Origin of the sequence: Shewanella frigidimarina NCIMB 400, assembly GCF_000014705.1 — a bacterium.
GTDB classification, from domain to species: Bacteria; Pseudomonadota; Gammaproteobacteria; order Enterobacterales; family Shewanellaceae; genus Shewanella; species Shewanella frigidimarina.
In genome coordinates this window covers 1380150-1394741 of sequence record NC_008345.1, presented here as the reverse complement: position 1 = coordinate 1394741, position 14592 = coordinate 1380150, and the positions used below count along the sequence as shown (strand labels likewise).

At 42.1% G+C, this 14592-nt stretch carries 12 protein-coding genes; all 12 read right to left on the bottom strand.

Going from position 1 to position 14592, the window contains the following annotated elements:
* Positions 1-86: 86 nt before the first annotated feature.
* The 12 genes from fliG to SFRI_RS06045 all read right to left on the bottom strand — a co-directional run bounded on the left by fliG (position 87) and on the right by SFRI_RS06045 (position 14564).
* Positions 87-1142 carry a flagellar motor switch protein FliG gene (fliG, locus tag SFRI_RS06100; protein ID WP_011636657.1) on the bottom strand — a complete coding sequence of 352 codons (1056 nt, stop codon included), beginning with the start codon at positions 1140-1142 and terminating at the stop codon, positions 87-89.
* Positions 1135-2814, bottom strand: coding sequence for a flagellar basal-body MS-ring/collar protein FliF (gene fliF, locus SFRI_RS06095; protein WP_041413457.1), 1680 nt, complete (start codon positions 2812-2814; stop codon positions 1135-1137). The genes fliG and fliF overlap by 8 nt, the downstream gene beginning before the upstream one ends.
* Positions 2815-2886: 72 nt before the next feature.
* A complete protein-coding gene (fliE, locus tag SFRI_RS06090; protein WP_011636655.1) occupies positions 2887-3228 on the bottom strand; it encodes a flagellar hook-basal body complex protein FliE in 342 nt (113 codons plus the stop codon).
* A 240-nt stretch (positions 3229-3468) separates the two neighbouring features.
* Positions 3469-4818 (bottom strand): sigma-54-dependent transcriptional regulator, encoded by a 1350-nt coding sequence (locus tag SFRI_RS06085; protein WP_011636654.1) that lies wholly within the window; start codon positions 4816-4818, stop codon positions 3469-3471.
* Positions 4811-5881, bottom strand: a complete 1071-nt coding sequence (locus SFRI_RS06080) for a sensor histidine kinase (protein WP_011636653.1) — start codon at positions 5879-5881, stop codon at positions 4811-4813. The genes SFRI_RS06085 and SFRI_RS06080 overlap by 8 nt, the downstream gene beginning before the upstream one ends.
* A gap of 505 nt (positions 5882-6386) precedes the next feature.
* Positions 6387-7817: a sigma-54 dependent transcriptional regulator gene (locus SFRI_RS06075; RefSeq protein ID WP_011636652.1), complete on the bottom strand. Its 1431-nt coding sequence runs from the start codon at positions 7815-7817 to the stop codon at positions 6387-6389.
* A gap of 652 nt (positions 7818-8469) precedes the next feature.
* Positions 8470-8874: a flagellar export chaperone FliS gene (gene fliS, locus SFRI_RS06070; RefSeq protein WP_011636651.1), complete on the bottom strand. Its 405-nt coding sequence runs from the start codon at positions 8872-8874 to the stop codon at positions 8470-8472.
* A gap of 6 nt (positions 8875-8880) precedes the next feature.
* Positions 8881-9225, bottom strand: coding sequence for a hypothetical protein (locus tag SFRI_RS06065; RefSeq protein WP_011636650.1), 345 nt, complete (start codon positions 9223-9225; stop codon positions 8881-8883).
* Between the two features lie 87 nt (positions 9226-9312).
* Positions 9313-10677 (bottom strand): flagellar filament capping protein FliD, encoded by a 1365-nt coding sequence (gene fliD / locus SFRI_RS06060; protein WP_011636649.1) that lies wholly within the window; start codon positions 10675-10677, stop codon positions 9313-9315.
* 65 nt (positions 10678-10742) lie between these two features.
* Complete coding sequence (locus tag SFRI_RS06055) at positions 10743-11192, bottom strand: flagellar protein FlaG (RefSeq protein WP_011636648.1); 450 nt, start codon at positions 11190-11192, stop codon at positions 10743-10745.
* 216 nt (positions 11193-11408) lie between these two features.
* On the bottom strand, positions 11409-12854 hold the full coding sequence (locus SFRI_RS06050; RefSeq protein WP_011636647.1) for a flagellin N-terminal helical domain-containing protein: 1446 nt from the start codon (positions 12852-12854) through the stop codon (positions 11409-11411).
* Between the two features lie 261 nt (positions 12855-13115).
* Positions 13116-14564, bottom strand: coding sequence for a flagellin N-terminal helical domain-containing protein (locus SFRI_RS06045; protein ID WP_011636646.1), 1449 nt, complete (start codon positions 14562-14564; stop codon positions 13116-13118).
* Positions 14565-14592: the final 28 nt, after the last annotated feature.

The following is a 14592-nucleotide window of genomic DNA, read 5'->3' as shown; positions in this document are numbered from 1 at the left end:
GTGTACGACCTAATAATACAGATAGCTGACGGATATCCAAATAGAAATACCCGCCATTACTGTCACATTAATGAATATGGGAGTGGTTACAAGAACTCGTCACCACCGCCGCCGCCTAGCATTATCTCACCGCTGTCACTGAGTCGACGGGCAATAGACAGAATTTCTTTTTGTGCGACTTCAACTTCGCTAATACGTATTGGTCCCATGGCTTCTAGGTCGTCACGAAGCAATTCTGCTGCACGTTTAGACATATTACCCAGAATTTTCTCTTTCAAGGCTTCATCAGCCCCTTTGAGTGCTTTCATCAGTACATCTTGCTGCACTTCTCGTAACAAGGCCTGAATGCCACGGTCATCAACATCAATGAGGTTTTCAAACACAAACATCATGTCTTGAATTTGTTGCGCCATTTCTTCATCTGACTCACGCATGGTTTCCATGATTTGACTCTCAACACCAGTGTCGAGGTAGTTCATGATATTAGCAGCCGCTTTTAGGCCGCCCATTTTAGCCGCTTGCGCACCGCCTTGACCGGCAAATTGTTTTTCCATAATGTCGTTTAATTCTTGCAATGCCGCTGGCTGAACTTCTTCAAGGTTGGCAATACGCATCATCAAATCTAAACGGGTATTTTCAGGAAATTGACTAAAAATCTCAGCAGCTTGATCGGGTTCTAAATACGACAATACAATCGTTTGAATCTGCGGATGTTCATTTTGAATAATGGTGGCCACTTGACGTGCATCCATCCATTTTAATGAATCAAGACCTTTTGCTCCGCTGCCCATGATAATTTGTTCAATCAAATTACCGGCTTTATCTTCACCCAATGCTGCAGTTAACGCTTTACGAACGAATTCTTCACTGTTAAAACCAATAGAAGAGAACTTTTGAATATCGTCTAAAAATAGTTGGTGAACACCAATGACCTTTTCTTGACCAAAGTCTTCCATGGCTGCCATCGCCATACCCACTTTTTGCACTTGCTTAGGCTCTAAGTGTTTTAAAATTGACGCCGCATCAGCTTCACTCAAGCTAAGCAGTAAAATTGCAGTCTTTTCAACACCTGTCACTAAATCGGGATCAAATCCTGTTGCTTTCTCAGCTTTAGCTGCTTTATCTTTTTTTTCATTAGCCATTGTCTTGTAACCAGTTTTTAATCACTTGAGTGGAAAGTTCAGGCTCATTTGCCACTAACGCTCTAATTGCTTTAATCATATCATCATCTTTATGCAAATTAGGTATTTGAATTGACCCGTCATCGGCATAACTGTATTCCGCCTCTTTGGTATTAAGCATACCTAAGGTATCTGCGGCATATTGATCTTCAATTTCAGCTAACTCATGTCCAGGACGAATATCGTCAGGCATGTTGATTCCATTGGGATTGGTTAGCTTCTTAAGCATAGGTCTCACTACAGCTAGAATGAGCACTAAAATAACAATTGCGCCTAATGCCAATTTAATCGCACGCCAAAACCAAGGCTCCTCCCACATATCTGGCTCAGGTAACGCTTCAATTAACTGATCCATAAACGGAACGGTTACCACTTCCAGCGCATCACCACGCTGAGTACTAAAACCTACCGCGCCTTCTAATAAACGACGAATATTAGTTAACTCTTGTTCTGTTCTCGGTACCCGAGCAACCACACCATTTTCATCTACTTGGCCGGGTTTAAAGTTAATCGCAACTGACACGCTTACACGACGAACCACCCCAATTTGTTGGCGAGTATGGCTGATGGTAGTGTCTAATTCATAATTACGCGTGGCTTCTTTTGAAGAGTCACCAGACATGGTTGAAGCTGTCGCTTCACCTGCCACTTGCGGAATATCAGATTCCATTGGTGGTTGATTACTTAGCGCACCAGGAATACCGCCAGAGTTTTGACCAGACGAATTTCTCTCAATGATCATTTCACTACGAATCGCCGGCAAATCAGGTGAGAAACGCTTCGCCGTTTGCTCTACTGCGGTAAAGTTCATATTCACATCGACTTGAGAAGTAAAATTCTCAGGGCCTAAAATTGGCATCAAGATTGACTCGATTTTCTTACGGTATTCAGCCTCTTGCTGTTGTACGAGCTCTTGCTCACGACGTGCTCTAGAGGACGCACCATCTTGACTACCGGAATTGAGTAAACGCCCATTTGAATCAGTTACCGTAACACGAGCAGGTTCAAGCCCTTGAACTGCTGAGCCTACGATATCAACAATGGCATCAATCTCTTCTTGGCCCAAGCCACCACGACGTACATTGACTACTACTGTGGCACTGGGTTTAGATGCATTACGGGCAAAAACATTTTCTTTTGGTAACGCTAATATCACTTTCGCACGACTAATACTTTTTAATTCTTCAATGGCTCTGGCTAGGTTTTGTTCTTGGCTTTGTTTTAAGCGCGCTTGTTCCATACGCTGACTGACACCAAAACCACTATCTTGGTTTAAGTAATCATTTGCTTGAGTACTACTTTGAACACCTGCACGGCTGAGCAGTAATTTCACTTCTTGATATTTGTCTTCAGGCACTTTTACCACGTCGACGTTTATTTGATAATCGATTTGGTTTTTATCAAGCACATCTAAGACTAGGATCATCTCAGCTGTTTCCATTTTCCCAAGTGGGCGATAATCAGGCTCTTGGGCCCACATCATCACAAAAACAGCCAAAGCAAGGCATATCGCTAGTGCCAGAATCATGATGACTTGACGCATCATATCTGCACCACCAACGCCACCAAGAAGTCCAGATTTGTTCTCTTGTTGGACACCGCCATCGGCTGTTGAACCCGAACCTACCATAATGTCTGTGCTCACAATACGTACCTGCTATATCTAATGTTGTTATGTTATTTAGTGCTCAAAAACAGTCTGCGACTAAACAGGCATACTCATAATTTCTTTATAAGCATCGACAAGCTTATTACGTACTTGCACTGTGGCCTCAAAGGCAACGCCAGCTTTCTCACGCGCAATAACGGTATCAGACAAGGTCACCGTGGTGTCGCCCATGTCTAAACGAGTCGCTAAATTTGCCGATGATTGTTGTAGCTCATTGACGCTTCCCACTGCTTGAGACAGTAACTGACTAAAATCAGCACCGGTGGTGTTATTCACTTGCTGGGTAAGGTTGGGACGAATAGATGAACCAATAGAAGGGGCTATTTCGCCGCGAAGCGATTGCATTTCTTGCATTAATGGATTTGCGCTAATCTGCATGATGTAACTCCCTTTCGTCGACTTTTTGACGACAACAATAACTGATAAAGAGTTAAAGCAATTTAGGTGCCAGTATTACAATTAGTGGAAGATTAGTCGATAACAGGGGGGGTAGCACAAGCAAAAGTAACCTCTCCATTAAATAAAACAGGTTACTTTTGCGTAGATGAACGATAAACAATAGCCTTATTAGGCTATAAAATCATAACGTTAACTAACAATTAGTTGACGGCATTTACGTTAAGCAGGTAATTGAATACCCATATCACGCATTTTGGCCATTTTATAACGTAGCGTACGGGCGCTTATACCGAGTTTTTCAGCGACCATTTTCCGACTGCCCTGACATTGATTTAGAGTTTCTAAAATAATGACATGTTCTTGGGCTTTTAGTTCGTCACCTAAACCGTCAACTTCGGCTGGCTTATCCGCATCAACACATTCAGTTGCAACTAAACTCACATCGGCACAATCTAAAATAATGTCATTGACACCAATATCATCATTAACCCGTAATATTAGCGCTCGTTGAATAACATTATCTAACTCGCGCACGTTACCAGGCCATCGATGAGTCAATAAACGCCGAGTGGCAGCATCATCAAGCTTAGGCACAGAAGCCATATTAAATGCTTTAGCATGTTTAATCAGCAAATGCCGTGCAAGCGGTAATATATCAGCAGGACGCTGATGCAGCGCTGGCCACGTTAACGGAAACACATTAATTCGGTAGTATAAATCTTCCCTAAACTCACCAGAGGTCGCCATGGCTTTTAAATCTCTGTTTGAGGTTGCCAACACTCGCACATCAAGTTTAATGGTTTTGCGGCCACCTAAACGCTCTACTTCGCGCTCTTGTAATACCCTGAGCAATTTAGCTTGTAAGCCAAGTTCCATCTCAGATATTTCATCAAGTAATATAGTGCCGCCTTGGGCTTGTTCAAACTTACCTGGGCAGGCTTGATAAGCGCCAGTAAATGCACCTTTCTCGTAACCAAATAAAGTGGCTTCTAACATGTTTTCTGGGATTGCAGCGCAGTTAATCGCAATAAATGGTTGGTCATGGCGTTGACTATGTTGGTGAATATAGCGCGCTAACACTTCTTTACCTGAGCCACTAGGACCCATAATCATTACCGATGCATCAGATACTGCTACCCGCTGAGCCAGCGACAACAGCGCTAAACTTTTCTCATCTGCGACCACGGGTTTATCATGATTTTGTTTTAAAGGTAAATAACGTGACACCTGATTCAATAACACTTCAGGCGCAAACGGTTTAGCCAAATAATCCACTGCACCTAATTTCATCGCATTCACAGCACTGTTAATAGTGGCATAAGCGGTCATTAACAATACTGGCAGTTTAGGTTGATGCTGTTGTAAATAACCCAACAACCCGATACCACCAATACCGTCCATCTGCACATCGCTAATCACCATATCAAAATGGTTTGCTTTCAAGGCCAGAATGGCCTCTTCAGCGCTACCTACATCGACACAGTCATAATGGGCAAGCATGAGAGTATCAAGCAATGCCTCGCGTAAATCGGCATCATCTTCAACTAATAAAATATTTGCTTCAGCCACGCATCACCTCCTGATCACTTGCTTTGTTCATGTGTGGAAAGCTCAACCTAATATGGCAACCCATACCCGGCTTACACGACAATTGAATTTGTCCGCCATGGTTACGCACTACCGACTGCACAACCGCTAAGCCTAAACCAGTACCTTGGCTTTTAGTGGTAAAAAAGGGTTCAAGAATTTGTTGTTGCATTGACGGCTCGAGCCCTTTGCCATTATCGATGACATCTAACAATAGCCCATCTGGTGTTTCGCTGGCACTGACTTTTATTTTTGTGGCGCCCGCTTCAATGCTATTCATCACTAAATTATTAACGGCAGAACTGAGAGCATTCGCATTGGCAAGCATCAATGAATGTGAAGTATCTTCCACAACTAGCTGACAGTGCTTTTTATCTGCAATCGGTTCGCAGCTAGCCATCACTTGGTTAATGATTTCATCCATTGAGACTGATTCAGCCATCCCATCTTGACGTCCCCTTGCCATTAGCAACATGTCATTAACTTGACGTTCTAGCTCATTAAGCCGGTCGACCAATTTAGATTGAAACTTAGACCTAGCAGAATCAGATAATTTAGGGCTAGCAAGATTAGAGGCATACAGCAAAGCTGCAGACAATGGGGTGCGCACCTGATGTGCTAATGTCGCCACCATTTTGCCTAATGCCGATAAACGTTGTAAATGAGACAAGTTTTTCTGCAATAAACGCGTTTCAGTGAGATCGGTTAACACAATCAACTGCCCAGGTTCAGGCGCTAATGGCGTAATAGCCAATTTTACTCGTCGACCATTTTTAAGCGACACTTCATGGCCGTCATCATCTTGTGGGGCAAAAGCGCGATGAATAATATCAAACCAACGAGCCCCCTGCAGAGGTCGTCCTAATAGTTCGGTTGCAACTGGGTTGGCTAACGTAACCACACCGTCACCATCAAGGATCACCACACCAGATGGCATGGCTTGAAGAATATGCGCCATTTGATTTGACATATTGGCGGCCTTACTAGAATAAGTACTGATAACGGGAGTGGCTAAGTTAGTTGCTAAGTTGGTAGCAAAGTTCACATTACGCTGCTGAACTGAATTAATCCCAATAGCTGGCGATTCCGCCTCTGTATCAGTTGTAGTGATAGACGAAGCTGACGCAGGTAACTCATAGTCTGAATGATCTGTATGTGTTAACGCTCGTGCTAAATACATGGTCGCTCCGTCAAAAAAATAACATTTGATTAGCTGAATGCATTTACTGTGCCAAGCAATTTCTTATAGTAATAGAAGCATCGGCAGACCGTGTTTTAAGCCAGTGATAAAGCAACATACTTATGAGTTTAGTTCATTGGCCTTACCACATCTTGCAAAACCAATATTCGGCCAGCTAACAATAAAACTACTTAATCACAATACTATCTAGCGGTAACAATATATTACTTCTAAAGTTAAAAACATTTGCAGTGCCAAGCTATTATCTCAAGCACTAGAAACATGAGATCATTAATTTTTCAGTTACTGATAAAACGAAAAAACACACCTGAAGGTGTGTTTTTATAAAATCCAAAATTCAGATAATGGTCTAGTCTTTACTCAAACCATATTTACGCATTTTTTCGACTAATGTTGTACGACGAATACCCAACATTTCAGCAGCTCTTGCTACAACACTATCTTGCTGCTCAAGCGCTTGACGGATCATGTCAATTTCTAATTCCGCTAGTAAATCTTTTAAATTAACCCCTTCTGGCGGCAATTCACTAGGGAAACGCGTTTCAGGTATTTCAACAGGCTCTTCATCACTGAATATTGAAGCTAAAGCATCGCGCTCTAATTGTTCTTCACTGATTTCAACGCAATATTCTGGTACCTCTATATAACGGTACTTATGCGGTAAATCATTAACGTCGACTAATCCACCAGGGAATAAGATCGTTAAACGCTCGACCAAGTTTGATAACTCTCGCACATTACCAGACCAAGGGTGTTCTTTTAACGATTCGATGGCGCGTTGAGTGAAACGAACCTTACCGCGGCCTTCATTAAATACTCGGCTAACTAATTCATGCAATAGTAGCGGCACATCGTCACGACGCTCACTTAATCCTGGCATCTCAATTGGGAACACATTGAGTCGATAATATAAATCTTCTCGAAATGAGTTATCTACAATCATGGTTTCAAGATCGCGATGCGTTGCGGCAACGATACGCACATCGGTAGCAATTGTTTTACTGCCACCAACACGTTCAAATACCTTTTCTTGCAACACACGTAACAACTTAACTTGCATTTGCAGCGGCATATCACCAATTTCATCTAAAAAGAGCGTGCCACCTTCAGCCAATTCAAAACGGCCTTTACGAGATGATATAGCCCCAGTGAAAGAGCCTTTTTCATGGCCAAACAATTCACTTTCAAGTAATTCAGCAGGAATCGCACCACAATTGACCGGGATAAACGGTCCATCTCGTCGTTCAGATAAATAATGAATATTACGCGCTACAACCTCTTTACCGGTCCCCGATTGACCCAGTACTAATACTGTCGCATCAGAGCTTGATACTTGGTTAATCAAATGGCGGACTTTAGCAATACCTTCACTGCGCCCGACTAAGCTTCGGAATAGTTTGGTTTGGTTGCCACTGGTTAAAGTGTGTTCTCGCTTGGCTTGGCCAAAAACTTGGCAAAAATGCAGCAGTTCAGTCAATTGCGGGTAATTTATCGGCTCTTCAATTGTTCCGAGCATGTTGGATAAATTGATATCGGTATCGCCTAATAACAACATCGGTTGCCAAGGCACTATAGCGGCTATGTTTTTAATACTCTCGACGCTGATGTTTTCATCAACAATGACAACAGCGCGATACCGAGATTGCTCGATCAGGGCTAAAAAAGATTCATTAGAGACAATTTCACACTGCTCGCCTAGGAATTCGAAAATGCAGCACAAACGAGTCACGCGCTCTGATGGGGTACCGACAATTAAAATTCTTTGTTCTATTTGCATCATTCAGAAGGCCAAAAGCTCTTGTTATAGGTATTGATTCGGGATGATTATGCCGCATATCGCCACATAAGCCAAAGTACATTGCCGTCATAAAAACAAACAGCACTGACATTATTCTAGCATTATTCCTAAAACAGGATCGTTAATCCGCTAAATACAGTGAAGAAAAACGAACTCAATGGTAAATAACCTCAGCTAGGGATAATAAATGGTTATCAAACAGCCCTTTGTCTCGCTAACTGTGTTGCATTGACTTGCAATAAGCTAGCTATTGGCGCAGCTAGTAATAAGAGACTGCGCCTTGTTAGCAAAACAAATGACAAGTTTGATATGAAATAGGCCGCATGCTGTCATTTTGCCTTACATAACCCACATATTAACCCGAGTTGAGGTTAAATATTGTATTATCAGCCAACTATAAGCAAGCATCAGTTACATTTTATCTACAACAGATAGCATTTTATGTTAAAAATGATGTTTTTTCATTCAAAAATTCTAATGGAGCAAGTTTTGTTTTGGTGGCGAGGTTAAATATCGACTCGCTAGAAACACTCTCTCTCGGCAAATAGATGATGTTCTTGAATTAAATACTAAGCCAGATAGCAAAAAAGACGCTAGGCGTCTTTTTTAGTTTAAATACAGTATGCGGTAACGATTAACTCGCTTCAGAAGTTAGCTCATGCATATCTTGAGGGATGGTATCCCAACCTTCTTTAATGGTTCTGACTAAAGCAGAAACCTCTTCGAGCATCTCTATATCATTAGCGACATTAGCCTCAGATAATCGTCTTAGCATGTACTCGTAAAGCGAATCTAAATTAGCAGAAACATCAGCACCAGCATCCATGTTTAGGCTACCGCTCAACCCAGCAATAATACTAACGGCTTTACCGATATTCTCGCCTTTTTGAGCAGGATTTTTCTGTTGAATAGCGTATTTTGCTTGGGCTATACGTTGCAATGCGCCTTCAAACATCATTTGTATAATGCGATGTGGCGAAGCCACCGCTATTTCGCTTTCTAGCGATACTTTTCGATATGACTGTAGTGAGCTTCTCATAAATACCTACCTATCTGAATCAATACTCTTATAAACATTAACTTGACGTTGGTTTTTCTTGCCTAGATGTATCTCAGAATGCAAACTGTTTAACACTAGCTTTGCTTTCACTTCAAGGCTTAATGTCAACTCCAATTGACGCTCCAAATAATCTCTTTGCACAAACGAATCATCCGCAATCAAAACATTCAATAAGTTTTGACGCTTAGTAACCAACTCCTGCAAATTCAATACCAACTCATCAAATTCTTCGATGTCATTTTTGTTTTTTAAACGGTTCAATACTGTCTTACATTGTTCGCTGGTAGCATCCAAATCATCAATTAGCACTTGTTGCTCTGTTGTGGTCATTTGATTTTCATCTCGATATTATCTTTTAAAAAAATTGATTAAACAGATTGACTAAAAGGTTGTTCAAACGGTTAATTAACATTCCAATTAATTATTTTGACTCACAAGCCCTGGAAGTGAATCGAGTCGTGATTGTAAATCGGAACTCTGGGTACTTAATTGACCCACAATCAAATCCATATAGTTATATTGTTTAAACAAGCGCGCTTCAAATGCCGCCATTTTTCGAGCAAACACTTCTCGCTGATCACTCAAGCGCTCTAAATTACCGTCTAAGGAGCTATCGCGGCTATCAATAATAGAACCGGTGCCAACATACGAATCAAGATAGCCGTCTAATTTTGCAGCCACACCAGTATCTTCAGCGGTAAACATTTCTTTAATACCAGTAACATTGTTTTTTAATGCTGCGGTTAAAATATCGTCATCTATTTCTAAGGTGCCACTACGTGTGGTGGTAATGCCGATAGAGGCAAGTGATAAATTACCACTTGATGTTGAGAATGCAGATGAAATAACACCGCGCAACTGACTTTGGATCCCGCGAGGTAACGAATCCCCTTGCAAAACAGCCGCAGTTTCGGTCGCAGCATTGTAACTGGTTAAATCAGTAATTGTTTTCGACATCGAGTTAAACGCTTCAACAAATGATTTTATGCCACTTTTTATTGAACTGGTATTTTGTGCAACAGTTAATGTGGTTGGCTTATCGATATCGGCGTCTTTAAGGTTAAGGGTCACACCATCAATGGCGCCCTCTACGGTATTACTGCTCGAAGTAAGCTTTAAGCCGTCAATGTATATAATCGAATCTTTGGCAGGTTGCAATTCAGTCATAGCAAAGGTATCGGCCAACACAGTACCGGCACCAGTATCAGTTGCCGAAACCGTTATATTATTGGCGGTACCGGTTTTGTTGGAGGTTAATACTAATTTTGCACCACCATCACTGTTAACTATGGTAGCGGTAACGCCAACATTATCTTTAGCTGAGTTAATTTTAGACACTAATGTTTGTAAAGTATCTTCTGTGGTGACTGCGACATCAAAGCTATTGCCATCAACGGCAAAATTTAACGAGCCTTCATCTAACGCTGCCGTCACATCGCTCACGGCCGCAGAGCCAACTTTTTGACTAACAGCTAGTTGCTCAACGGCAACATTATAACTGCCAGACACCGCATTGTTACTCACAGTTGCACTTAGGTAAGTACTCTTAGAAAGCGACACGCTCTGACTATCGAATGATGTTGTTTTAGACAGAAAACTTAAACTACTTTTAAATTCAGATAACGAACTTTTTAAAGAGCCCAACGCTGATATTTCAGCATTTATCGCGCCCTCTTTGGCGTTAAACTGAGCAACTTTTGGGGCTTGTTCAGAGCTAACTAAAGCAGATACAATACCGTTAATGTCTAGGCCCGAACCTAGCCCTACCGATGTTAATCCCATGTTTACCTCAACTTATCTCTTAAAAAGTATCATTATCTTTTTTTTAAAATTCAAAAGAAGGCTAATTAGGCTTCTGTTCTCATCAACAGCCCTTTCACATCAAGCAATTTTTGCGCCAACTCTAACGCTTCATCATTAGGGATTTGACGTATAAGCTCACCAGTATCGATGTCCATGACTTTCACTACCGCCGAGCCTGAATCGTCATCAATCGAAAATGCCAAACCTTTATTCATTATCGACATCACCTCTGATAACTGCTCAACTACTACAGCTAAAGCTTCAGCTTGAGATTGTTCTTTTTTAGTCTCGGCTGCAGTGTTAGCATCAGCCTGAGTTTCAACTATCGTCTTGGTCAACGAGACCTTATCCACTTCTGTCGTATGAATGATTGTTTCAGCTGCGATATTTGACGCGTCATTTCTAGCTGACAAAGTTTCGGATATGACTTCAGGTCTCTTTGTTACCGTAGGGCTTACAAACGAGTTTGTAATGCCCATTGAATTATTATCCATAACATCCTCCAGTTATCGCAATCTTTTAACGTCACGCCAAGCAATTATAATCTAACATCAATCAAATATAATCGCTAAACACAGTATATAAGACATAATTTATAATCGCATAAAACAAAAAGGAAGATTCAACTGTGAATCTTCCTTTTCTATTTGCCGTTATGTTACCGATTCACTCAGTAAATAACAGTCAATCATCTACTTATCATTCGCTGATTATAGTAGTGATAGTGCAACCTGCGGTAACTGATTAGCCTGCGCCAACATAGCCGATGATGCTTGCGATAGAATCTGCTGCTTACTTAGCGTTGCACTCTCTGCAGCAAAGTCAACATCCTGAATACGGCTACGCGCATCGGTAACGTTATTTTGAATATTGCTCAAATTGCTAATGGTAAAGTCCATACGATTTTGCACCGCACCTAAATCTGCGCGCTGTGAGTCAATCGTCGCAATCGCTCCATCAATCGCCGATATTGCACTTTGAGCACCCGATGCTGTGGTGATATCAATTGAACTTACAAGATCGTCACTAGAAGTCAGACCATTGAACGCCCCCGTAACAGCACTCTCTACCATAGAAAAAGAACTTGTTGACGTTAGCTCTATCGCACCCAATGAAGTTGTACCTGCTGCTACTGCAGCATCTATAGCGGCTCCATCAGCTACACCATTTACAACAGAATCAATGGTGAAAGTCGCGCCTCCAACCTGTGTCGTTGTTATATTGTCTCCGTCCAACGAAGCGATACGAACGTTGCCACTTTCAGCATCTAACTTTGCCGTTAATCCTGTGTTCGAACTATCAGCATTAATTGTATCCACTAAGCCCTGCGCTGACGTTACACTAGAAATATCTGTTGTAGGTGCGCCAGTACGGGAACTGCCTATAGTGCCACCTGTTAGGGCTGCTGCATAGTCTGAAGTAATCTCGATTTCAGTATGGGCCCGCGCGCTAACACCTGTTGTTCCTTCTAGTGCATTAATTTTACTAGCGTAAGTGTTTGCAGTGTCAGTAACAGCAGCCGAAACTAAACCAGCCTGGCCAGTAGCATCATTGGTAATGGTTAACGTACCCGCGCCAAACGCTGGTGCACCAGTGGTTAACGCCGTCGTACCAGCTGCTGTGCCTGCACCTGTAATTTTCTGACCACCGATATTTTCGGCAGCACTACTACGTAAACTAATACTAATTGTTTGATTTGCGTCAGAGCCCACTTGAAATGCTTGACTACCATAAGAACCGTCTAACAGTTTCTGCCCACCAAAAGCGGTCGTATCAGCAATACGCGTTAATTCCTCGCTCAATGCATCAATTTCTGTTTGCATTGATGCTCGATCACTTGAAGAGTTTGAACCGTTGGCAGATTGCAACGATAAATCACGCATACGCTGCAAAATATTTGTCGATTCACTCAATGCACCTTCAGCGGTTTGCGCAATCGAGATACCGTCGTTAGCGTTACGCATGGCGACGCCAATACCGTTAATCTGGCTGGTCATACGATTCGATATCTGTAAACCAGCTGCATCATCTTTTGCACTGTTAATGCGTAAGCCTGAAGATAAACGCTCCATTGAAGTAGCTGTGTTGCTTTGAGCTTTATTTAAATTGCCCTGCGCTTTCATTGACGTGACGTTAGTATTTACTGAAATAGCCATGATTTAATTCCTCGTATTCCTGACTGTAGACATTGCCTGTCTGTATTAAGCCAGGCGGATCATATATTGGTTACAATTAAGGTAACGGCAATAATAAGAAGAACTTTAGCTTTTTTTTACACTATGCAAAATTTATACAGTAGAAACGCAATAAACTCTTATTTTCAATACATAACCTACAAATAAAAACCCCGTCACTTGAATAAGTGGCGGGGTTTACTATATCGATTAATGAGTAATGGTTAATAATTTAGCTAATTATTAACCAAGTAAAGATAATGCTACCTGTGGTAACTGATTCGCTTGCGCAAGCATAGACGACGAGGCTTGCGACAAAATCTGCTGTTTACTAAGTTCAGCACTTTCTGACGCAAAGTCAACATCCTGAATACGGCTACGCGCATCGGTAACGTTATTTTGAATATTGCTCAAATTGCTAATAGTAAATTCCATACGATTTTGCACCGCACCTAAATCTGCGCGCTGTGAGTCAATCGTCGCAATCGCTCCATCAATCGCCGATATTGCACTTTGAGCACCCGATGCTGTGGTGATATCAATTGAACTTACAAGATCGTCACTAGAAGTCAGACCATTGAACGCCCCCGTAACAGCACTCTCTACCATAGAAAAAGAACTTGTTGACGTTAGCTCTATCGCACCCAATGAAGTTGTACCTGCTGCTACTGCAGCATCTATAGCGGCTCCATCAGCTACACCATTTACAACAGAATCAATGGTGAAAGTCGCGCCTCCAACCTGTGTCGTTGTTATATTGTCTCCGTCCAACGAAGCGATACGAACGTTGCCACTTTCAGCATCTAACTTTGCCGTTAATCCTGTGTTCGAACTATCAGCATTAATTGTATCCACTAAGCCCTGCGCTGACGTTACACTAGAAATATCTGTTGTAGGTGCGCCAGTACGGGAACTGCCTATAGTGCCACCTGTTAGGGCTGCTGCATAGTCTGAAGTAATCTCGATTTCAGTATGGGCCCGCGCGCTAACACCTGTTGTTCCTTCTAGTGCATTAATTTTACTAGCGTAAGTGTTTGCAGTGTCAGTAACAGCAGCCGAAACTAAACCAGCCTGGCCAGTAGCATCATTGGTAATGGTTAACGTACCCGCGCCAAACGCTGGTGCACCAGTGGTTAACGCCGTCGTACCAGCTGCTGTGCCTGCACCTGTAATTTTCTGACCACCGATATTTTCGGCAGCACTACTACGTAAACTAATACTAATTGTTTGATTTGCGTCAGAGCCCACTTGAAATGCTTGACTACCATAAGTACCATCTAACAGTTTCTGCCCACCAAAAGCGGTCGTATCAGAAATACGCGTTAATTCCTCTTGAAGTGCAGAAAGCTCTGTCTGCATCGAAGCGCGGTCGCTTGCAGAGTTTGAACCGTTGGCAGATTGTAACGATAAATCACGCATACGCTGCAAAATATTTGTCGATTCACTCAACGCTCCTTCAGCAGTCTGTGCAATCGAAATGCCATCGTTAGCGTTACGGATAGCAACGCCAATCCCGTTTATCTGACTCGTCATACGGTTGGAGATTTGTAGGCCTGCGGCATCATCTTTGGCACTGTTGATACGTAAACCTGAAGCTAATCGCTCCATAGACATGGATGTAGCGCTTTGCGCTTTATTTAAGTTGCCCTGCGCTTTCATTGATGTGACGTTGGTATTAACTGAAATAGCCATATGTAAAATTCCTCTTCTTAGTTGAACG

Bases quoted from the DNA above. Each gene is read 5' to 3' on its own strand.
- fliG (WP_011636657.1), bottom strand. From the start codon at position 1,142: ATGGCTAATGAAAAAAAAGATAAAGCAGCTAAAGCTGAGAAAGCAACA.
- fliE (WP_011636655.1), bottom strand. From the start codon at position 3,228: ATGCAGATTAGCGCAAATCCATTAATGCAAGAAATGCAATCGCTTCGC.
- SFRI_RS06075 (WP_011636652.1), bottom strand. From the start codon at position 7,817: ATGATGCAAATAGAACAAAGAATTTTAATTGTCGGTACCCCATCAGAG.
- fliS (WP_011636651.1), bottom strand. From the start codon at position 8,874: ATGAGAAGCTCACTACAGTCATATCGAAAAGTATCGCTAGAAAGCGAA.
- SFRI_RS06065 (WP_011636650.1), bottom strand. From the start codon at position 9,225: ATGACCACAACAGAGCAACAAGTGCTAATTGATGATTTGGATGCTACC.
- fliD (WP_011636649.1), bottom strand. From the start codon at position 10,677: ATGGGATTAACATCGGTAGGGCTAGGTTCGGGCCTAGACATTAACGGT.
- SFRI_RS06055 (WP_011636648.1), bottom strand. From the start codon at position 11,192: ATGGATAATAATTCAATGGGCATTACAAACTCGTTTGTAAGCCCTACG.
- SFRI_RS06050 (WP_011636647.1), bottom strand. From the start codon at position 12,854: ATGGCTATTTCAGTAAATACTAACGTCACGTCAATGAAAGCGCAGGGC.
- SFRI_RS06045 (WP_011636646.1), bottom strand. From the start codon at position 14,564: ATGGCTATTTCAGTTAATACCAACGTCACATCAATGAAAGCGCAGGGC.